A 20385-nucleotide genomic window follows, 5' to 3' on the forward strand; every position below is an offset into this window, starting at 1 on the left:
GCCCCACGAACAGGAGTGATCCCCCATGTCTCTCGACACCGGTGACGCCCTCACTACCCACAATTTCGGCCTGCAGATCGACGGCGTCATGGTCGAGACCCTGCAGGAGATCAGCGGCCTCTCGATGGAGCAGGACGTCATCGAGTTCCAGCAGGTCTCGGCCGACGGCAAGCCGATGATCAAGAAGCTCCCCGGTGTGAAGAAGGCCGGTGAGTGCACGGTGACCCGCGGCGCGACCCAGTCCGCCGCCTTCACCGAGTGGATCGCGTCCTCCATCGCCGGCGACATGGGTGCGGCCCGCAAGGACGCGTCCATCATCTTCCTCGACTACCAGCTCAGCGAGGTGAAGCGCTACAACCTGCGCAACGCCTGGTGCACCAAGGTGGAGTTGAGCGCGACGAAGGCCGGCGACGCCGCCGCCCTGACCGAGCAGGTCACCATCACCTTCGAAGAGCTGACCCTCGGTTAATGCGACGCGAAGGATCGGCGGGTACGCAGCAGCACCGCCAACAGGAGCCCCTCCGCACGGAGTTCGAGTTCGAGCTGCCGCGCGGGTTCGTCGACGAGGCGGGCACCGTGCACCGCAACGGGGCGATGCGGCTGGCCACGGCGAGGGACGAGCTGCTCCCGCTGCGGGACATCCGGGTCCGTGAGAACCCGGCGTACCTGTCCGTGGTGCTGCTCGGCCGGGTGATCACCCGGCTGGGCACGCTCCCGTCGGTCCACGACGGGACGGTGGAGAACATGTTCGCCTCCGACCTGGCGTTCCTCCAGGACTTCTACCGGCAGATCAACGCGGAGGGCCACACGCGGGCCGCCGTCGCCTGCCCGCACTGCGAGGAGTCCTTCGAGGTCGAGCTGGCCGGGAGCCGCCTGGGGGAATCGTGACGTACGCGGTCGACCGGATCGAGGAGGAGACCGCGTACCTCGCCTTCCACTTCCACTGGGGCATGGACGACATCCTCGACCTGGAGCACGCGGACCGGCGGAGGTACGTGGCGCAGGTGGCCTCGCTGGTGGAGCGGGCGCAGGCGTAAGGACAGGACAGGGAAGGGAGGTCGGGGACGATGGGCATGTTCGAGAAGTGGCGGGCGCGGAAGTCGCCCGGGGCGGAGGCCGGTGCCTCCGAGGAGAGCTCGGCGTCCGTGGCACGTGCCACGGCGCCCGGGGACGCGTGGCGGGCACTGCCGCCCGTGCAGCGGGTCCTCGACGCTCCGCGCACCGTCGCGGAGTACGGCTTCGCCGCGTCGCTCGCGACGCATTGGAACCCCTCCTTCCAGACCGACCTCGGCCACGGCGCGGTCCCGGACGCGCCCGGCGGCCTGCTCTTGGACGCGGTCCGGCCCGTACGGCAGCCGGCGCCCGGCCCGGAGGGGGCGGAGCCGCCGGAACTCCCGGGGCTGCGACTCCCGGTGGCGGGAACGGCTTCGGGTGCGGGCCCGGCTTCGACCTCGGCTACGGCTACGCGTTCGGGATCGGTCTCGGCACAGCGTTCGTCTTCGGCTTCGGGACCGGGCTCGGCACCACGTTCGGCACCGCGTTCGGCTTCGAGTGGGGAACGTGACGCGCGGACCGGTGGCGCCACGCCGGCGGCCGTCCAGCGCGCCACCGCCCCGGCGGGCGTACGGAAGGACACGGGGACGAGTCGTCGTCCGGTACGGGACGAGGCTGCGGCCGCTCCGGTGCGCGGGGCGAGCGCGCCGCGCGCGGCCGGGCCGACCGACCCGGCCCGCCAGGTGTCACCGTCCGCGCCCGTCGCTCCGCCCTCTCCTCCGACCGCCCCGGTGTCCCGAGCGGTTCCCCCGGCGATTCAGCGGGCCGCCGCGCCCACAAGCGGCCCGGTCCGGGCTCCTGAAGCGCGTGCCGTGGCCAAGCCCGTCACAGCGCCCGACGCGCCCGTCGGTCACACCGAGCGCGCCCCCCGTGTGGGGACGCCGACGGTCAGTGCCCCGGACGCGGCGCCCTCGCGCCCCGCACCCGTACGCCGCGCACCCGTCCGGCGCTCGCCGCTGGTCTCCGCCCGGCCCGTGCAGCCGCTCCGTCAGCTGGCCCCGGCCGGTACCGCGCGGCCCGGTGGCACGGCCGCACCGGGCACGGCTCCCGTCCAGCGGGCGGCGGCACCGTCGCGTACGCCCGAGGGCGGACCGACCACCCCGGCCGCAGTGCCGCCCACCCCTGCTTCCCCCACCGTCGCACCGGGGCCCTCGGCCCCCGTGCGGCCCCAGAACGTCCCGGGCTCCGCTCCCCCCGCGGGGCCCGGGACACCCTCCACTGCGGGCGACACGTCTGCTCCTCCCGTGCAGCGGCGTCCGCCCGTACGTCGTTCACGTCGCGCGCCCGGCGCCGACTGGAACACCACGGCGTCCACCCCGCCGTCAGCCCCCGTGACTCCGTCACCCCCGGCGGCCCCGGCGCCCGCCGCCGTGCCCGTACCCCCGGCCACCCCGGCACCCACTCCCGCGCCCGTACGTCCGGCGCCCCCCGTGACGCCGGGGACCCCGGCTCCTCCCGTACGCCCGGCCGCCGAGGCGCCCTCGGCGAAGCCGGCGACCCGTCCGGGTCCGGCCGCCGTGACACCTCCGGCCCGGCCTGGTCTCGGCGCACCCGTACAGCGCTCCACCCCCGACGCACCCACGTCGCGTACGAGCCCCGCACCGCGCAGGTCCCCGATCGGAGCGCCGGTCACGCGGCCGTCCGCGAGCCCGGAACCCTCTCTCCCGTCCGACACCGCGTCAGCGTCGGTCCAGCGGATGGCAGCACCCCAGCCGCCCGCTCCCGGCACCGCGCGCACCCCGCGCACCCCGGGAACACCGCCCGCCAACGCTCAGAGCGCCCCCGGGAAGCCCCGCGCCACCGGCACCACGCCGAGCCCGGCGCCGCACCCGGCCAAGCCGGGTACCTCGGCGCCCCCTCCGACGACGCCGAAGGCCCCCGCCGCCGCGAGCCCTGCCCAGCCCGCCGTCACCGCGCCCGTACCCCCCGTCGTGCAGCGCGCCGCCACCCCGCCTCGTCCTCAGGTCCCGGCCACATCGCCCGCTCCCCCGACGGTCGCGAGTCTTCCGACCGGTCCGCGCACCCAGGTCGCACCGACTCCCGCCTCGGCCACCCCCGCACCGCCCGCAGCGCCGACGGCAGCTCCCGGACCGGGACCGACCAGGCCCACCGCGCCCGGAGTCATCCCCGCGCCCGTCCCCCTGGTCACCGTCGCCGACGTCCCCCGGGCCAAGGCGCCCGCCGTGCAGCGCCGGTCCGCACGTCCGCTCGCCTCGACGCGGCCGCTCGCCCCGAGCCTCCCCGGCCCCACGACCGGCCCCATGAGCTCCCCCCGGAACCCCCAGACCTCCGCGAGCCCCACCGTGCGCACCGCGCCCGGCCAGCGCGCGCCCGCGCCCCTCGCCGCGCCCGGCAGCCCCGCCGCACCCGTACCCGCACCCGTCGTACCCGTCGTTCCCCTCGTCACGTCGGCGCCCGCGCCCGCCGTCCAGCGCAGTGCCGCCGCGACTCCCGTCGCCGGCACTCGCCCCGTCGTCCCGATCGGCACGCCCGCGCCGGCGCGGCCCGTCGCCCGACCGGTGTCCGTCCAGCGTCAGAGCGTTCCCGCGACCGCGCCGACCAGCCCGACCGCCGCCACTCCCGCGACACCCGCTCCCCAGGCCGTGCCCCAACCCGCACAGCCCGCGCAACCTGCCCCACCGGCACAAGCCCCACCGGCCCCCCGCGCCACCACGGTCACCCGTACCGCGAGCCCGGGGACGCCTTCCGTGCAGCGCAGCAGCACCAGCCCGGCCACCACCACCCCGGCCGCCGCCGCCCCACTCCCCACCGACGCCGAATCCCCGACCCACCTCGACGAGTTGGCGCGTCGGCTCGTCACCCCGCTCTCCCGTCTCCTGCGCGCCGAGCTCCGCGCGGACCGCGAGCGGGTGGGCCGGCTCCGGGACCACGGTCGCTGACCGGATCCCACCGGAGTTCGCCCCGGGCCATCGCCGGCATCCGTCCGGCACCGCCCGGGCCCCGCCCGACACCGACCGACTAACCGAGAGACCCGCCACCATGCCCACGCAGCTGGACCCCGCATCCACCGTCTTCTTCAAGCTCACCATCGACGGCGAGGACCTCGGCCTGTTCAACGGCTGCGACGGCCTCTCCTCCGAGGTGGAGGTGGAGCAGCGGCAGGAGGGCGGCATCAACGGCTTCGTCTGGCAGCTCCCCACCCGCGTCACCTTCTCCACCATCCGCCTCACCCGCCCCCTCACCCCCGACACCGCCAAGGTCGCCGCCTGGATCTCGTCCCTGGCCACCGGCATCACCCGCCCGACCGCGCAGATCGCCGCGCTGCGCGCCGACGGGTCGATCGTCGCCCAGTGGGGTCTCGTCGAGGTGCTGCCGGTCCGCTGGACCGGTCCGACGCTCGATCCGGCGAGCCCGGCCGTCGCCACCGAGACCCTGGAGATCGCGCACCACGGGTTCACCGACGCGGGAGGTGCCTGAGATGGCCGGCATCCTGGGCGCCCTGGCCGCGCGCGGACTCTCGCGCGCCTCGCTCGCCATCCATCAGCCGCCCACCGATCTCGGCGGGTCCATCGGCGGCAGGCTGGGCGAGGTGAAGTTCCAGTTCAACCCGGACCAGCTCCAGTTGAGCCGGTCCGCGCACTGGCACACCGAGCCGGCCGTCGCGTACACGCGGGGCGCGCCGCCGAAGTTCACCGGCAGCGAGCCGGCCAAGCTCCAGTTGGACGTCTTCCTGGACCGCTCCGGCGACCCGACCTCCAACGACGTGCAGCAGCAGGTGGAACTGCTGCTGTCCTGCTGCGAGGTGACGCAGCAGTCGATCAGCGCGAAGGCGCCGTCGCCGCCGTGGGTGAAGTTCTCCTGGGGGTCGTTCTCGACGGTGCGGTTCGTCGCGTACGTCACCTCCGTCTCGGCGACGTACACCCTCTTCAGCCCCAGCGGCATTCCGATCCGCGCCACCTGTTCGCTCTCCCTCACCGAGGTGTCGACCGCCACCAAGGGGCAGAACCCGACCTCGGGCGCGCTCTCTGCGCGGCGCGTGCACCGCACGGTCGCCGGGGACTCCCTGGCCTCCCTCGCCTGGCGGGAGTACGGGGACGCGACCCGCTGGCGGGTCATCGCCGAGGCGAACGGCATCGACGACCCGATGCGGCTGCGCCCCGGCACGGAACTGCTGCTCCCGTCCACCACCGAAACGCCGGAGACCGAGGGCACCTCATGAGCGAGAAGACCTTCACCACCGTCCTGCACGTGCAGCTCGACGGCACACCGCTCCCGGACCCGCTCGCGGTCCGGCTCACCGAGGGCTGGGTGGATGCCAGTGTCAACGTCCCCTCCGCCTTCCAGCTGACGTTCAGCGACAAGGACGGCACTCTCACCGCGAAGTTCCCCTATCTGAAGGTCGGGGCCATGGCGGTGCTGTCCCCGTTCACCGACGGCCGGCTGGGCGAGCCGATGCTCACCGGTGAGGTCACCGCCGTCGAGGTGGACGCGGCGCCGGGCCACGGGCGTTACCTGATCGTGCGCGGGTACGACCCCGGCCACCGCCTTCTGCGCAGCCGGCGCGTCGAGGGCTACCCGAACATGACCGCCTCGGACATCGTCCGGAAGCTCGCGTCCCTGAACCGGATCCCGCTCGGCAAGGTCGACGCCACACCGACGGTGTACGAGCTGGCGACCCAGCCCAACATCACCGACTGGGACTTCCTGTCCCGGCTCGCGCGCGAGAACGACGTCCGGCTGTCCCTCGACCCGGCGGGCCGGCTCGTGTTCGCCGCGCTGCCCCCGGCCTCCTCCGCGCCGGCCGACACCACGCCGGCCGCGCAGAGTCCGTACGTCCTGGACTTCGGCTCCAACACCCTGCACAGCCGGGTGTCGGTGACGGCCGCGGGGCAGGTCGGCAAGGTCGACGTGCGCGGCTGGGACCCCCGTACGAAGCAGGCGCTGTCCTCGCCGACGCCCGCCGTGGCGAGCCGGGACATCGTGTCCGACATCACCCCGGCGCAGCTCTCGGCGCCCTTCGGTCCGGCGGAACTCGCCGCGACCGGCACGCCGTTCACGACGCAGTCGGAGGTGGCGCAGGCCGCCGCCGCGCTCGCGGACGACGTCACCGGGTCGTTCGCAGAGGTGGAGGTCTCCGTCACGGGCAATCCGGCGCTGAAGCCGGGGCAGCCGGTGGCCGTGAAGGGCGCGGGTTTCCCCTTCGAGGGGCGCTACACGGCGACGGGGGTGCGTCATGTCTTCGCCTCGGGGCGGCAGTTCACCACGTGGCTGACCGTGTCCGGGCGGCAGTTCCGTTCGCTGTACGGGACGGCATCCGGCGGCGGCGAGCCGGCGCCGCCCATGCCGGGCGTGGCGGTGGCGCTGGTCACGAACACGAAGGACCCGCTGTCGCTGGGCCGGGTCAGGCTGCGGTTCCCGTGGCTGTCGGCGACGTACGAGAGCGGCTGGTGCCGGGTCGCGCAGCTCGGCGGGCGCGGGGGCGGCGGTCTCGTCCTCCCCGAGGTGGACGACGAGGTCCTGTGCGCCTTCGACCGGGGGTCGCTGGAGCATCCCTACGTCCTGGCGGGGCTGTACAACGGCGTCGACCGGCACACCCCGGCCACCGACCGCGTACCGCCGGTGGATCCGACGAGCGGGCGGGTGCAGTGGCGGGCGATGACGTCCCGTACCGGTCACACGGTGGAGCTGCGCGAGGAGGGCGGCCGGACGCGTGCCTCGCACGGCATCCGGCTGCGCACCGCGAAGGGGGGACTGAGCGTCGAGCTGAACGAGGCCCGGACGACCCTGACCATCGACAGCGACGGGACGGTCACGATCTCCGGGGCCCGGGGGGTGACGGTCGAGTCGGGGACCGATCTGACGCTCTCGGCGAAGGGGCGCATCCAGTTGAACGCGGGGCTCGGCGTGGACATCAAGGCCGGGGCGAAGTTCAAGGTCTCGGCCCTGACCCAGGCCGTCGTCAACGCACCCGCCTTCATCACCTCGACCGTGCCGATGCCCAACCCCATCGCGGCGAACCTGCCCTTCTGAGGAGGACCGACCCATGAGCGAACACTTCGTCGGCGCGGGCTGGGCGTTCCCGCTGCGCACCGGTCCGAGCGGCTCGATCGCTCTCGTCCGGCGCGACCGCGAGATCGAGGAGTCGATGCGCCTGGTGCTCGCCACGGCGCCGGGCGAGCGTCCGATGCGGCCCGAATTCGGCTGCGCGGTGCACGAGTTGGTGTTCTCTCCGGTCAACGACGCGACGATGGGCCGGGTCCGGTACGAGGTGATGTCCTCGCTCGACCGCTGGGAGCCGCGCATCGAGGTGGAGGACGTCACGGTCGCCCCGGCGCCCACGGACCCGACCACGCTGTACATCGACGTCCGTTACCGGGTGCGCGGCGCCAACAACCCGCGCAATCTCGTCTTCCCCTTCTACGTCATCCCCTCCGAGGACTGAAAGAGCCACCCATGGCCCTGCCCGCACCCCATCTCGACGACCGGCGTTTCCAGCAGTTCGTCGACGACGCCAAGCGCTACATCCAGCAGGCGTGCCCCGAGTGGACCGACCACAACGTCTCGGACCCTGGCGTCACGCTGGTGGAGGCCGTCGCGCACATGGCGGACCAGCTCGTCTACCGTCTCAACCGGGTTCCGGAGAAGAACCATCTGGCCTTCCTCGACCTGCTGGGCGTGACGCTCTTCCCGCCGTCCGCCGCCCGTGCCGACATCACGTTCCGGCTGTCGGCGCCGCAGCCCGAGCCGGTGCTGCTGCCCGCCGGCACGGAGGTCTCCACCGGGCGTACGGAGACGGAGGAGGCCGTCGTCTTCGCGACGAGCGCCGATCTGACCGTCGTGCCCTGCGAGTTGACGCACCTCCTGCGGCAGGAGGCGGGGGGCACGCCCGAGGACCGTTCGCAGGACCTCCGGGGCGGTGAGGACGTCCCCGCGTTCTCGCCGCTGCCGCGCGTCGGCGACCTGCTGCTCCTCGGGCTTTCGGCGGCCGTGCCGGACTGTGTGCTCGTCCTCGACCTGGACAGCCGCGTCGACGGCGTCGGCGTGGACCCGCGCCGGCCGCCGCTCGTGTGGGAGGCGTGGACGGCGGCCGAGGGCTGGACCGTGTGCGAGGTCGACGAGGACTCCACGGGCGGGCTGAACCGGCCGGGCGAGGTGGTGCTGCACATGCCGTCGGGGCACGCGGTGTCGCGGCTCGGCGGGCATGCGGCGGGCTGGGTGCGCTGTCGTGTCGTGGACCCCGTCGAGGGTCTGCCGTCCTACAGCGAGTCGCCGACGGTACGGGCGGCGGGCGCGTTCACCATCGGCGGCACCGTCCGCGCGGCGCACGCCGAGACGGTGCGGAGCGAGCAGTTGGGCGCGTCCGAGGGCGTCCCGGGGCAGCGGGTGCGGCTCGCGCACGCGCCGGTCGTGGACCGGCCTCCGCTGCTCCTCCAGGTCGCCGAGCGGGCGGGCGGCGACGTGGACGAGGAGGATCCCGAGGGCGGCTGGCAGGAGTGGACCGTGGTCCGCGACTTCGCCTCCTCGCGCCCCGGCGACCGGCACTGCACGCTGGACGCGACGACCGGCGAGATCGCCTTCGGCCCGTGCGTGCGCCAACCGGACGGCACGCTGCGGCAGTTCGGGGCCGTGCCGCCGAAGGGCGCGGCGATCCGCGCCGCCCGGTACGGCACCGGGGGCGGCCGGGCGGGCAATGTGGCCCGCTCCACGATCACGGTGCTCCGCAGCTCCATCCCGTACATCGCGCGGGTGGAGAACCGCGAGGCGGCGCGGGGCGGGGTCGACGGGGAGACCGTCGAGGAGGCCAAGGCCCGCGCGCCCATCACCCTGCGGGCGCAGGAGCGGGCCGTCACCGCCCGCGACTACGAGGAGCTGGCGCGGCGGGCCGCGCCCGAGGCCGCGCGGATCGCCTGTCTGGCGGCGGACGCGGCCGAGGCCGGCGACAACGCGGTCCGGGTCCTGGTGGTGCCGCAGGCGGTGCCGGACCGGGGCGGGCGGCTGCGGTTCGAGCAGCTCGTGCCGGGCGACGAGCTCCTTTCGCGGGTGACCGGATTCCTCGACGAGCGGCGCCCGCTGGGCACCCGGCTCGCCGTGGGGCCGCCGTTCTACCAGGGGGTGACGGTGGTGGCGACGCTGCACTCGTTCCGGGCGGCGGAGGCGGAGCGCGTACGGGCCGAGGCGCTGGACATGCTGTACGCGTACCTGGACCCGCTGACGGGCGGGGCGCACGGCGAGGGCTGGCCGTTCGGGCGCCCGCTGCGGGCGGGAGAGGTCTTCGCGGCGCTCCAGCGGGTGCCGGGCGTGGAGCTGGTGGACGAGGTCCTGCTGCATCCGGCGGATCCGCTGACGGGACGGCGGGGTGACACGACGGACCGGATCGAGCTGTCGCCCTCGGCGCTGCTCTTCCCGTTCGACCACCGCGTGCGTGTGATCGAGGCGCGGTGAGCGGGTCCGCGCGGGGTACGGTGCCCGGGCTCGCGACCCCGTACCCGCTGGGGGCGGCGCTGCCCGCCGTCTACGCCGAGGACGATTTCGGGCAGCGGTTCGTGGCCGGCCTGGACGTGGTCCTCGCTCCGCTGTTCACCGTCCTGGACTCGCTGGAGGCGTACTTCTCGCCCGCGCTGGCCCCCGCCGACTTCGTGGACTACCTCGCGACCTGGGTCGGCGCGGAGCTGGACGGCACCGAGCCGCTTCCGCTGCGCCGCCACGCGGTCGCCTCCGCGGTGGCGCTGCACCGGGTCCGCGGCACCCGGCAGGGTCTCGCGGCGGCGGTCCGGCTCGCCTTCGGCGTCCCGCCGGAGATCACCGAGAGCGGTGGTGCGAGCTGGTCGGGCCGCCCGCTCGGCCCGTTCCCCGGGGCGCCCGTGGCCGGGCTGCACGTCGTCCTCCGGGTCGCCGACCCGGCCGCCGTCGATCCGCACCGGCTGCGCGCGGTCGTGGGCGCGGCCCGCCCCGCGCACCTGCCGTTCACGGTCTCGGTGACCACTTCCCGTACTTCCGAAGGAGCCTGACCCCCATGAGTGACGCGTCCCTGTCCCGCCCCTGCCCGGACTGCGCGAGCCCGGTCCGCGCGGCGGACCAGTCGTTCTGCGACAGCTGCGGGGCGTTCCTCCGCTGGGACGCGCCGGCGGCGACAGCCCCCGTCGGCGCTTCCGCCGGTGCTTCCGCCGCGGCGCCGGACGCCGCCGCCCCGGACCGGGAGGAGCCGGCGCCCGCCGCGGCCGGACCGGATCCGGAGGCGCCGGACGTCCGGGAAGGCGCGCCCGCCGCCGGATCCGAGGAGGTCACGGCCCCGCTGCCCGCCGTGGACCCGTCCCGCGAGGCGCCCGTGTCCGCGACCGCGTCAGCACCCGAGCCCGCGCCTGCGCCCGCCGCCGTGTCCGAGGCGAGGCCGGTGTCCGAGGGGGCTTCGGACACGGTCGCACGCTCCCTCCTCGTCCCCGTCCCGGGGAGCCGGCCCGCGGAGCCGGCCGTCGCCGCTCCCGTGCTCCCGGCACGCCCGGAGGCGGCGCGGCCCGCGACCAGGTCCGCCGCGGCGCCCGCCCCCGTCGAGGGCGGCACCCCGTGCCCGGCCTGCCGGCTCGCGAACACTCCGGGCCGGCACTTCTGCCGGTACTGCGCGACGCCCATGGTCCCCGAGCGGCTGTCCACGGCCGAGGGCCCGTACGCGGGCCGGCGTCCCGGGCTCACCCGCGACCGGGGCCGCTGGATCGTCCGCGCCCTGATCGCGACGGCGGTCGTGGCGGTCGTCGTCGGCGGGTTCGTCGGCGGCCCGCCGGCCGCCCGCGCGGTCCAGGACCACTTCGCCACGCGCGTCCCGGTCCATCCCGTCAACTGGGCGGCCTCCCACTCCGCGCCGAAGCAGGACCCGAAGCTGGCGGGCGACGGGTACTCCAACACCTGGTGGGGCACGGGTTACGCGGGTGACTCGGCGGGCCAGTACCTGGAGGCCGTCTTCGCCGAGCCGACCGATCTGCTGAGCGTCCTGATCACCCCGGGAAGCGCGAAGAACACGACGCAGGCGGACGGGCAGGCGACCCCGCGCACCTTCGAGCTCGTGGTCAAGGACGCCTCGGGCGAGACGCGCGTCTCGCAGCACCTCATCAACGACGGCGGCACCCAGCGCGTCGACCTGCGGGTGCGTGACGCGCTGTCGGTGCGCCTCGTCCTGCGCACGGCGTGGCGGGCCGACCCGCGCAAGCAGGTGGCCATCGCGGAGCTGGAGTTCTTCGGCAGGTCCGTGTCCTGACGCCGGTTCGCCGGCCGTCGGGACGGGTCACCCGCTGCTCCTCGAAGCAGCGTGCCGGCGGCTCAGATCAGGCGGTGCAGCAGGTCCCAGAGCCAGTTCATCAGCACCACGATCAGGACCACGACGCCGATGACCACCACGGTGACCCAGGAGCAACTGCCCCCGGCTTCCACGTTGTTGTCGTCTCTTCCGCCCAGCTCACCGTCGAACAGATCCACGGCCGTCGCCCCCCGCGCTCACTCGTGGAGCCCCCCGGCTCCGTCGGAGTACTGTCGCACGCCCCGCGCCCGTCGAGCAGCTGTCTGTCGTACTCAGAGACGGGCGCGGGTACTCAGCGCGTACTCAGGGGAGTTCGCCGGGTGTTCAGCGGGGGTTGGCGGCGTGGGTGAGGGTGCCCCAGGCGACGAACAGGTTGTTCGTACCCGCCGGGCGGTTGGCCTCGGTGAGCCGCTGCGTGTTCGTCATGGCGTACCCCATGCGGTCGTGCAGCGCGTTGAAGCCGACCTCGGTGACCGGCCCGAGGTGGTCGCGGAGGGTGCCGCCGCAGAGCCAGCCGGGGACCGGCTCGCCGAGCTCGTACTTGGCCTGGAGGCCGAGGGCGTGGCGCAGCCGGTCGGCGACCTCGGGGTAGAGGTCCTGTCCCTGGATGCGGCTCGTCTCGGCGATGTGGGAGATGGCGGCCAGGCCGTACCCGGTGTGGGTGAGGTCGCGGCAGGTCTCCTGGGTGAGTCCGTCGACGAAGGTGGTCTGGCCCTGCCAGTACTTGACGAGCTCGTCGCGGGTGTCGAGGCCGCTGCCCGGCGCCGCCTTCGGGAGGGCGCCGTCGCTCGCGAGGTAGATGTACGCGGGGACGCGGCCGCGGAACTTGCCCACGGCCTTGTCGTAGGCGGCGCGGTCCTCCAGGAAGACGGCGATGCCGATCGCGGCCTCGGTCATGCTGAGCTCCCAGTTGCCGTTGGAGTGGGAGCCGTTGGTCACCTCGGGGAGGTAGACGGTGCGCAGCATCGTCTTGAAGCGGTCGACGCGGGCCTGGGGCCAGGCGGTGGAGGTGTAGCGGATGATCTCGGCGGCGCGCGGCCAGGAGGAGCCCGCCCAGCCGGTCTGCAGGGGCGCGTTGGAGTTGGTGTGGTCCGTGATCACACCGGACCAGGCGTCCATGATCTCGATCGCCTTCCGGGCGTACCGGTCGTCGCGCGTGATGTACCAGGCCAGGGAGAGCGTGTACGCGGCGATGGCGTCCTCGCGCTCGTCGGTGCAGCCGAGGTTCGGGTTGGAGTACGAGCCGCACTCGACGACCGCGCGGGGCTTGGGGACCCGGGACAGCGAGGCGTACTTGCTCGCCATCATCTGGTCGAAGGCGCCCTTCCAGGGCTGCGCCCCGGCGTTGACCTTCTCCCGGGTGAAGTCGAGCTGGCCCCGCGAGACCAGGACACCGGGGTGGACGAAGGTCGTGGGGGCGGCCTCGGCACGGCCGCCGGCGGGGCCGGCGAGCAGCGCGGCGAGGAGGGCGGTGAGCAGCAGGGGGGCGGAGAGCAGCGAACGCCTTCGGATGCGTGCCGTACGGGATTCATCGCGCCATCTGGACAAGGGGTTACCCCTTCTTCATGTATGTGAACGCGGGACGCCTGTCGAGTGGGGAACCTAAAGGTCTGAACCATTGCCGTCAAGGGCGTTCGAGACGTTGGACCGAAACGCTGTTCATGTACGTGAACGGCCGGGAGTCCCCCGAGCCGGACGCCGCCGGTCGGCCCTCCCCGGCCCGCCGCCATGGCCCGTGTCATCGGCGCAGGTCCGCACGCCGTACGATTTCCCGCGTTGCCACTCACACCGTCCGAAGGAGATCTCCCATGGCCCAGGTCACGCTGAAGGGCAGCCCCGTCCAGGTCAACGGCGCCCTGCCGGTTCCCGGCAGCCAGGCTCCCGACTTCACGCTCGTCGCCGAGGGGCTGGCGGACAAGACGCTGAAGGACTACGCCGGTCAGCGCAAGGTCCTCAACATCTTCCCCAGCGTCGACACCCCGACGTGCGCCTCCTCCGTCCGCGCCTTCAACAAGAAGGCCGGCGAGCTGGAGAACACGGTGGTGCTCTGCATCTCCGCCGACCTGCCCTTCGCCCAGGCCCGCTTCTGCGGCGCCGAGGGTCTCGAGAACGTCAAGAACCTCTCGACGCTCCGGGGCCGCGAGTTCCACACCAACTACGGTGTGGAGATCGCGGACGGGCCGCTGGCCGGTCTGACCGCGCGCGCCGTCGTCGTCCTCGACGAGAACGACACCGTCCTGCACGCGCAGCTCGTGGGCGAGATCGCCGACGAGCCCGGCTACGACGAGGCCCTCTCGGTCCTCAAGTAGTCGCCGCGCAGTCGCCGCCCGACCGCGGCGCACACGCAGCGGAGGAGCCCCTCCACCGTCCACCGGTGGAGGGGCTCCTCCGCGTTTCCCCTGCGTTCCCTGGCGCCCGCTCAGGCGCAGGCCGGGCAGAGTCCGCGGTACGTCACGTCGGCCTTCGACACGGTGAAGCCGAACCGCTCCGCGGGCGGGAGGACGGCCAGCGGGTCACCCGTCGGGTGGACGTCACGGATGACGCCGCAGCCGGAGCAGACCAGATGCTGGTGCGGCCGGTGCGCGTTCGGGTCGTAACGCTTCGCCCGTCCGTCCGTGGACAGTTCCACCACCTCCCCCAGGGCCACCAGCTCGCCCAGCGTGTTGTAGACCGTCGCCCGCGCGATCTCCGGCAGCCGGACCACGGCCCGGGCGTGCACCTCGTCCGCGGTGAGGTGCACGTGGTCGCCGGCCAGGACCTCCGCGACGACACGCCGCTGGGACGTCATCCGCCAGCCTCGCGCTCGCAGTCGCTCGAGCAGGTCACTCATGTCTACTCACCTCTTCGGCGCGCCAGCCGTCGGACAGTGTTTGGCAGGGTTCTTGACTTGGACTAGGTCCATCGTAGGATCTGTTCTGTTGACGGCCAAGGGGCAGGAAGGCTCCAGCACGGCGGGAGACGGCGACGTGACGGACCATCCCGCGCGTGTCGTCACACTTCCTGAGCACCGTGATTCGCCAGGTCCGGAAGGATTCCGCATGTCTGAGAACCATGAAGCAATCGTCGGAGACGCGCAGGCGGAGGGCAGCGGTGGCTGCCCGGTCGCGCACGGACGCGCCGCGCACCCGACCCAGGGCGGCGGCAACAGCCAGTGGTGGCCGAACCGGCTCAACCTGAAGATCCTGGCCACGAACCCCGCCGTGGGGAACCCGCTCGGCGCGGAGTTCGACTACGCCGAGGCGTTCAACGCCCTCGACCTCGCCGCCGTGAAGCGGGACATCGCCGAGGTGCTCACCACCTCGCAGGACTGGTGGCCCGCCGACTTCGGCCACTACGGCCCGCTCATGATCCGGATGGCCTGGCACAGCGCCGGTACGTACCGCATCAGCGACGGCCGCGGTGGCGCCGGCGCCGGCCAGCAGCGCTTCGCGCCGCTCAACAGCTGGCCGGACAACGGCAACCTCGACAAGGCCCGCCGTCTGCTGTGGCCGGTCAAGAAGAAGTACGGCCAGAACATCTCCTGGGCCGACCTGATGATCCTCACCGGCAACGTCGCCCTGGAGACGATGGGCTTCGAGACCTTCGGCTTCGCCGGCGGGCGCGCCGACGTGTGGGAGGCCGACGAGGACGTCTACTGGGGCCCCGAGACCACCTGGCTCGACGACGAGCGCTACACCGGTGACCGCGAGCTGGAGAACCCGCTCGGCGCTGTCCAGATGGGCCTCATCTACGTCAACCCCGAGGGCCCCAACGGCAACCCGGACCCGGTCGCCGCGGCCCGCGACATCCGCGAGACGTTCCGCCGCATGGCGATGAACGACGAGGAGACCGTCGCGCTCATCGCCGGTGGCCACACCTTCGGCAAGACCCACGGCGCCGGCCCCGCGGAGAACGTCGGAGCCGACCCCGAGGCCGCGCCCCTGGAGGCACAGGGCTTCGGCTGGGCCAACGCGTACGGCACCGGCAAGGGCGCCGACGCGATCACCAGTGGTCTCGAAGTCACCTGGACCACCACTCCCGCGCAGTGGGGCCACGACTTCTTCAAGCACCTCTTCGCGTACGAGTACGAGCTCTCCACGAGCCCGGCCGGTGCGCACCAGTGGGTGGCGAAGAACGCCGAGGCGATCATCCCCGACGCGCACGACGCGTCGAAGAAGCACCTCCCGACGATGCTCACCACCGACCTGTCGCTGCGCTTCGACCCGGCGTACGAGCAGATCTCGCGGCGGTTCTACGAGAACCCGGAGCAGTTCGCGGACGCCTTCGCCCGCGCCTGGTACAAGCTGACGCACCGTGACATGGGTCCGGCCGTCCGCTACCTCGGTCCGGAGGTCCCCTCCGAGGTCCTCCTGTGGCAGGACCCGCTGCCGGCGCGCGAGGGCGAGACGCTCGACGCCGCGGACATCGCCTCCCTCAAGGAGCAGATCCTCGGTTCCGACCTCACGGTCTCCCAGCTGGTCTCCGCGGCCTGGGCCTCGGCCTCCTCCTTCCGTGGCAGCGACAAGCGGGGCGGCGCCAACGGCGGCCGCATCCGCCTGGAGCCGCAGCGCAACTGGGAGGTCAACAACCCGGACGAGCTCGCGCAGGTGCTGCGTACGCTCGAGAGCGTCAAGGCCTCCTTCGACGCCGCGGGCACCAAGAAGGTCTCGATCGCCGACCTGGTCGTGCTCGCGGGCTCCGCGGCCGTCGAGAAGGCGGCCAAGGACGGCGGCTTCGACGTCGAGGTGCCGTTCACCCCGGGCCGCGTGGACGCCGCGCAGGACCAGACGGACGTGGAGTCCTTCGCCGCGCTCGAGCCGCAGGCCGACGGCTTCCGCAACTACCTCGGCAAGGGCAACCGCCTCCCGGCGGAGTACCTGCTGATCGACCGCGCGAACCTGCTGACCCTGAGCGCGCCCGAGCTCACGGTCCTCGTCGGCGGCCTCCGCGTCCTGGGCGCGAACCACCAGCAGTCCGCGCACGGTGTCCTCACCACGACCCCGGGCTCCCTGACGAACGACTTCTTCGTCAACCTGCTCGACATGGGGACGACGTGGACGGCGACGTCCGAGGACGCGACCACGTACGAGGGCCGCGACTCCGCCACCGGCGAGGTCAAGTGGACCGGCACCCGCGCCGACCTGGTCTTCGGCTCCAACAGCGAGCTGCGCGCGCTGGCCGAGGTCTACGCGAGCGACGACGCGAAGGAGAAGTTCGTGAACGACTTCGTGTCGGCGTGGAACAAGGTGATGGACCTGGACCGGTTCGACATCGCCTGATCCACACCGTCCGGTCCTCAGGGCGCGTCCCGGCTCCTTCGGTGCCGGGACGCGCCCGCGTTCAGCTCGCGTTCAGCGCCACCGTCGGGTGCAGGCGCGAGGCGCGGATCGCCGGATAGAGGCCGGCGACCACCCCGATGAGGAGCGTCGCGGCCAGGCCGCCCGCCAGCGACCAGGGCGGGACCACGGCCGTCCAGCCCTGGACCCGGGCGAAGACGTACGTCGCCGACGCCCCGAGCAGCGCGCCCGTCGCGCCGCCCAGCGCCGACAGGAGCAGCGACTCGGTCAGGAACTGGAGCCGGATCGCGTTGCGGGTCGCGCCGAGCGAGCGCCGGAGGCCGATCTCCTGGCGGCGCTCCAGGACGGAGATCACCATGGTGTTGGCGACTCCCACTCCCCCGACCAGGAGGGCCACCGCTCCGAGCCCGAGCATCAGGGTCGTCAGCCCCTCGTCGGTGGCGGCCTTGGCTGCCAGCGCGTCCGAGGGGCGGGACACCTTGACGCCGCCCTCGTCACCCGGGCTGATGGTGCGGGCCAGGACCGCCCGTACGTCCTCCACCGAGGCGTCCGTGGAGCGCTCGAAGACGGTCGAGGGATGGCCGTCGAAGCCGAAGTAGTGCTCGGCGGCGGGGAATCCGACGAGGGCCACCCGGTCCAGGGTGGGGACCAGTTCGAGCGGCGCGAGGATGCCGACGACGACCACGCGCGTGTCGTTCATCATGATCGTCTCGCCGGTGCGGGTGATGCCGAGACGGTCCGCGGCCACCGCGCCCAGGACCGTCACCGGGAGCCGTTCTCGCGCCGGGTCGAGCCACACGCCCTTCGCCACCTCGCCGCCGAGCGCCGACAGCAGGTCGATGCCCGCGGCCTGGGTGGTGACGCCCGCGGTGCGTTCCTCGGGGACGACGTCGCTGCGGCGGACGCGGGCGTCCACGTCTCCGGTGGCCGTGGCGTGCCGCACGGGCCCGATGCGCTCGACCATCGCGACCGCGTTCTTGGGCAGTCTGATCTCCTGTCCCATGGCGTCCTTGCCGGCCTCGGCGGTGAGGAGGTTGGTGCCGAGGCGGTCGAGCCGGGCCATGAGGTCCGCGCGGCTCGACTCGGAGAGTCCGACGACCGCGACCATCGTCGCGATGCCGATGGCGATGCCGAGCGCCGACAGCACCACGCGTGCGCGGCGTGCGCGCAGGCCGACCGCGCCGACGCGGAGGATGTCACCGGGAGAGAGGCGGGAGGGCTTGAGGCCATGGTTCTCGGGCTTCACGAGCGGGCCCCTTCCCCGGCGGATCCGGACCGTGTGTCCGAGACGATCTCGCCGTCCTTGAAGCGGACCCGGCGCGGCAGCGAGTCGGCGATCTCCTGGTCGTGGGTGATCACGCAGATCGTGGTGCCGGAGGCGTTCAGCTCGTGCAGCAACTCCATGACGATCTCGCCGGACGCGCTGTCGAGCGCCCCGGTCGGTTCGTCCGCGAGCAGCAGCCGGGGCTCCTTCACGAGGGCGCGGGCGATGGCGACGCGCTGCTTCTCTCCGCCGGACAGTTCGTTGGGCGTGTGGGAGCCGCGGTGGTCGAGGCGGACCCTGGCGAGCGCTTCCCGCGCGCGCGTCCGCCGCTCCCTCAGCGGTACGCCCGCGTACAGCAGCCCGTCGGCGACGTTGTCGACGGCGTCGCGCCCCGCCGCCAGGTGGAAGTGCTGGAACACGAAGCCGATGTGCCGGGCGCGCAGGGCGGAGAGCCGGGAGTCGGAGAGCCGGGACACGTCGTACCCGGCGACGCGGACGGTGCCGGTGGTGGGCTTGTCGAGGGTGCCCATGACGTTGAGCATCGTGGACTTGCCGGAGCCGGACGGGCCGACGACGGCGAGCAGTTCGCCCTCCTCGACGGTGAGGTTCACCGCGCGCAGGGCGTGGACGCCGCCGGGGTACGCCTTGCCGGCGTCCCGCAGTTCGATCACGGGAGCACCGCTCGTCCCGGTCGCGGGGGTCGGCGTCGTGCCGGTCGCCGGGGTCGGCGTCATGATGCCGCCACCCCGACCTTCAGGCCTTCGCGCACGTCCGGGCCGCTGACCTCGATCTGTCCGTCGGCGGTCATGCCCGTCTCCACGCGCACGGTCGTCGTGCCCGTCCCCCGGACGATCTGGAGGCCGTAGCCGCCGTTCTCGCCGCGCAGGGCGACGACCGCCTCGACGGGGACGGCGAGGACTCCCCTGCGCGCCTCGCTGACGAACCTCACGCTCGCCGACGCCTTGGCGTCCTCGCCGGTCGCCGCGCCCACTCCGCCGTCCAGGACGACCTCGACGGTGATGCCGTCCTGGGCGCCCGCACCGCCGCCCGCCGCGGACTCCTCGGGGCGCACGGTCCCGGCGACCCGCCCCGCCGCGGTCTTCCCGCTCGGCAGGGTGACCTCGACCTTGGTGCCGCGCGAGGTGAGCGCCCCGTCGGACTGGTCCAGTTGGGCCCGTATGACGGGCTGGGTGGAGGCGATGGTCAGGACGGGGCCGTTCGGGGCGACCTGGTCGGCGAGGGCCGCGTCGGCGGAGACCACCTTGACCTTGCCGGGCTGGAAGACGACGTCGCCCTTCCCGACCCTGCCGGTCGGCTCGCGGTTCAGGGACGTCTGCCACTGCTTGACGGCGGCCTCGGTGTCCTTGCCGTACCGCGTGTCGACGTACAGGCCGGCTCCCCAGCCGAGGTCGCGGAGGTTGCGCTCCAGCTGGAGGACGTCGCTGCCCCGGTCGCCCGTCTTCATCTCGCGGAACATGGGGACCGGTCCGTAGAGCAGGGTGACGGGCTTGTCGTTCAGCTCGTACAGGGCCTGCCCCATGGTCAGCGTCTTCCCTTCGGGGGCGGCCACGGTGACGGTGCCCTCGACGGCGGACTTGACGGTCCGGCGCTGTGCGAAGTCGAGCGTGCCGTCGACCGTCTTGGACCGGACGAGGTCGGTGCGGACGACGGTCGCGGTGGCGGGCGGCAGGTCGCCGCTCTTGCCGGACGTGCCGGTCTCGCCGCCGCGGTCGAGGACGAGGACGCCCCCGGTGACCGCGGCGGCGACGGTCGTCGCGCCGAGCGCGAGAAGGGCCGAGCGGCGCCTCACTGCATCCCGTCCAGACCGTCGAGCAGCTTCGTCTTGCACGCCTCGCGGGCCTGCTTGTACGCCGGCGAGTGCGTGTCGATGGTCGGCGAGGCGGGGTTGGGGTCGCCGCCCGGCTGGGCGTTGCCGCCGCTCATGGTCGGGTTGGTGAAGCGGGAGACGCCGTTGTCGCGCATGCACTTGGCGTGCGCGAGCATCGACTCGTAGTCCTTCTGCTGGTCGCGCTTGGGCTCGGCCTGCATGGCCCGCTGGAGTTCGGGGGCGCAGACGCCGTTCTTCCCGCCCTTGGCGGCCTCGTTCTGGCCGGGCCGGGACGAGATCTCCTCGATCTTCGACCAGTCGAGGTGCCCGCTGAGCTTCGGGTCCGGGTAGTCCTTGTAGCCGCCCTTGGTGCGCATGCACCGGACGTACGTCAGCTGGGCGTCGTAGAAGGCGCTCTTCCCGGCGGGCGCGGTGCTCGGGGCGCTGCCGCCGCCGTCGGCCGAGGCGGACCGCGAGGCGGACGGGGTCTCCGGTACGGAGGCGATCTCGTCGTTCTTCTCCGCGCCGCCGGCACTGTCGCCGCCGCCGCAGGCCGCCGTGAAGGCGAGGACGGGGAGCGCGGCGAGCGCGGTGAGGCGCAGCCGGGCCGTGGCACGGGAGGTCGTGGTGGGCTTCATGGGCTCCACCCTCGCCACGGCACGTGATGACCTGTCCATGGCCACATGATGAGAACGTAACAATGCCCCGGACCTGCGGA

At 73.4% G+C, this 20385-nt stretch carries 20 protein-coding genes; 13 read left to right on the top strand and 7 right to left on the bottom strand.

Annotated elements, in window-relative coordinates; all coding sequences use genetic code 11:
* The first annotated feature begins 25 nt into the window (after positions 1-25).
* From ACZ6K0_RS09485 to ACZ6K0_RS09535, 11 genes are all read left to right on the top strand, one after another.
* A complete protein-coding gene (locus ACZ6K0_RS09485; protein WP_024754772.1) occupies positions 26-469 on the top strand; it encodes a phage tail protein in 444 nt (147 codons plus the stop codon).
* Positions 469-888 carry a hypothetical protein gene (locus ACZ6K0_RS09490; RefSeq protein WP_055639579.1) on the top strand — a complete coding sequence of 140 codons (420 nt, stop codon included), beginning with the start codon at positions 469-471 and terminating at the stop codon, positions 886-888. The genes ACZ6K0_RS09485 and ACZ6K0_RS09490 overlap by 1 nt, the downstream gene beginning before the upstream one ends.
* Complete coding sequence (locus tag ACZ6K0_RS09495) at positions 885-1037, top strand: DUF6760 family protein (RefSeq protein ID WP_376406407.1); 153 nt, start codon at positions 885-887, stop codon at positions 1035-1037. The genes ACZ6K0_RS09490 and ACZ6K0_RS09495 overlap by 4 nt, the downstream gene beginning before the upstream one ends.
* A gap of 1713 nt (positions 1038-2750) precedes the next feature.
* On the top strand, positions 2751-3953 hold the full coding sequence (locus ACZ6K0_RS09500; protein ID WP_469234099.1) for a hypothetical protein: 1203 nt from the start codon (positions 2751-2753) through the stop codon (positions 3951-3953).
* Between the two features lie 100 nt (positions 3954-4053).
* Entirely contained in the window at positions 4054-4491 is a 438-nt protein-coding gene (locus ACZ6K0_RS09505; protein WP_376406411.1) for a phage tail protein, read from the top strand.
* A gap of 1 nt (position 4492) precedes the next feature.
* Positions 4493-5233 (top strand): CIS tube protein, encoded by a 741-nt coding sequence (locus ACZ6K0_RS09510; protein WP_376406413.1) that lies wholly within the window; start codon positions 4493-4495, stop codon positions 5231-5233.
* A complete protein-coding gene (locus ACZ6K0_RS09515; protein WP_376406415.1) occupies positions 5230-7044 on the top strand; it encodes a VgrG-related protein in 1815 nt (604 codons plus the stop codon). The genes ACZ6K0_RS09510 and ACZ6K0_RS09515 overlap by 4 nt, the downstream gene beginning before the upstream one ends.
* Positions 7045-7057: 13 nt before the next feature.
* On the top strand, positions 7058-7456 hold the full coding sequence (locus ACZ6K0_RS09520) for a GPW/gp25 family protein (RefSeq protein WP_024759521.1): 399 nt from the start codon (positions 7058-7060) through the stop codon (positions 7454-7456).
* A gap of 11 nt (positions 7457-7467) precedes the next feature.
* Positions 7468-9456 carry a putative baseplate assembly protein gene (locus ACZ6K0_RS09525; protein WP_376406418.1) on the top strand — a complete coding sequence of 663 codons (1989 nt, stop codon included), beginning with the start codon at positions 7468-7470 and terminating at the stop codon, positions 9454-9456.
* Positions 9453-10022, top strand: a complete 570-nt coding sequence (locus ACZ6K0_RS09530; RefSeq protein ID WP_376406420.1) for a phage tail protein — start codon at positions 9453-9455, stop codon at positions 10020-10022. Before ACZ6K0_RS09525 ends, ACZ6K0_RS09530 begins: the two co-directional genes overlap by 4 nt.
* A 5-nt stretch (positions 10023-10027) precedes the next feature.
* Positions 10028-11260, top strand: a complete 1233-nt coding sequence (locus ACZ6K0_RS09535; protein ID WP_469234096.1) for an NADase-type glycan-binding domain-containing protein — start codon at positions 10028-10030, stop codon at positions 11258-11260.
* Between the two features lie 62 nt (positions 11261-11322).
* Here the strand turns inward: ACZ6K0_RS09535 and ACZ6K0_RS09540 are convergent, their stop codons facing one another.
* The gene (locus tag ACZ6K0_RS09540) at positions 11323-11478 is read right to left on the bottom strand and encodes a hypothetical protein (protein WP_469234094.1); all 156 of its coding nucleotides are present in this window, start codon (positions 11476-11478) and stop codon (positions 11323-11325) included.
* 145 nt (positions 11479-11623) lie between these two features.
* Positions 11624-12811, bottom strand: a complete 1188-nt coding sequence (locus tag ACZ6K0_RS09545) for an alginate lyase family protein (protein ID WP_469234347.1) — start codon at positions 12809-12811, stop codon at positions 11624-11626.
* Positions 12812-13107: 296 nt separating this feature from the next.
* Here ACZ6K0_RS09545 and tpx point away from each other — a divergent pair, with 296 nt between their 5' ends.
* Entirely contained in the window at positions 13108-13608 is a 501-nt protein-coding gene (tpx, locus tag ACZ6K0_RS09550) for a thiol peroxidase (protein ID WP_376406428.1), read from the top strand.
* Between the two features lie 110 nt (positions 13609-13718).
* Here tpx and ACZ6K0_RS09555 read toward each other — a convergent pair whose 3' ends face one another.
* On the bottom strand, positions 13719-14129 hold the full coding sequence (locus tag ACZ6K0_RS09555) for a Fur family transcriptional regulator (protein WP_376406430.1): 411 nt from the start codon (positions 14127-14129) through the stop codon (positions 13719-13721).
* A 208-nt stretch (positions 14130-14337) separates the two neighbouring features.
* Between ACZ6K0_RS09555 and katG the strand changes: the two genes are divergently transcribed.
* Positions 14338-16557, top strand: a complete 2220-nt coding sequence (gene katG, locus ACZ6K0_RS09560) for a catalase/peroxidase HPI (protein ID WP_469234092.1) — start codon at positions 14338-14340, stop codon at positions 16555-16557.
* Between the two features lie 61 nt (positions 16558-16618).
* On the opposite strand, the gene ACZ6K0_RS09565 is transcribed toward katG, so the two are convergent.
* The 4 genes from ACZ6K0_RS09565 to ACZ6K0_RS09580 are packed head-to-tail and all read right to left on the bottom strand — an operon-like array spanning position 16619 to position 20305.
* Complete coding sequence (locus ACZ6K0_RS09565) at positions 16619-17821, bottom strand: ABC transporter permease (RefSeq protein WP_376406433.1); 1203 nt, start codon at positions 17819-17821, stop codon at positions 16619-16621.
* The gene (locus ACZ6K0_RS09570; protein ID WP_469234090.1) at positions 17818-18573 is read right to left on the bottom strand and encodes an ABC transporter ATP-binding protein; all 756 of its coding nucleotides are present in this window, start codon (positions 18571-18573) and stop codon (positions 17818-17820) included. Before ACZ6K0_RS09570 ends, ACZ6K0_RS09565 begins: the two co-directional genes overlap by 4 nt.
* The gene (locus ACZ6K0_RS09575) at positions 18570-19649 is read right to left on the bottom strand and encodes a peptidoglycan-binding protein (RefSeq protein WP_469234088.1); all 1080 of its coding nucleotides are present in this window, start codon (positions 19647-19649) and stop codon (positions 18570-18572) included. Before ACZ6K0_RS09575 ends, ACZ6K0_RS09570 begins: the two co-directional genes overlap by 4 nt.
* Positions 19646-20305: a hypothetical protein gene (locus tag ACZ6K0_RS09580; RefSeq protein ID WP_469234086.1), complete on the bottom strand. Its 660-nt coding sequence runs from the start codon at positions 20303-20305 to the stop codon at positions 19646-19648. Before ACZ6K0_RS09580 ends, ACZ6K0_RS09575 begins: the two co-directional genes overlap by 4 nt.
* Positions 20306-20385 lie beyond the last annotated feature (80 nt).

The organism is Streptomyces sp. NPDC042346 (assembly GCF_055581845.1).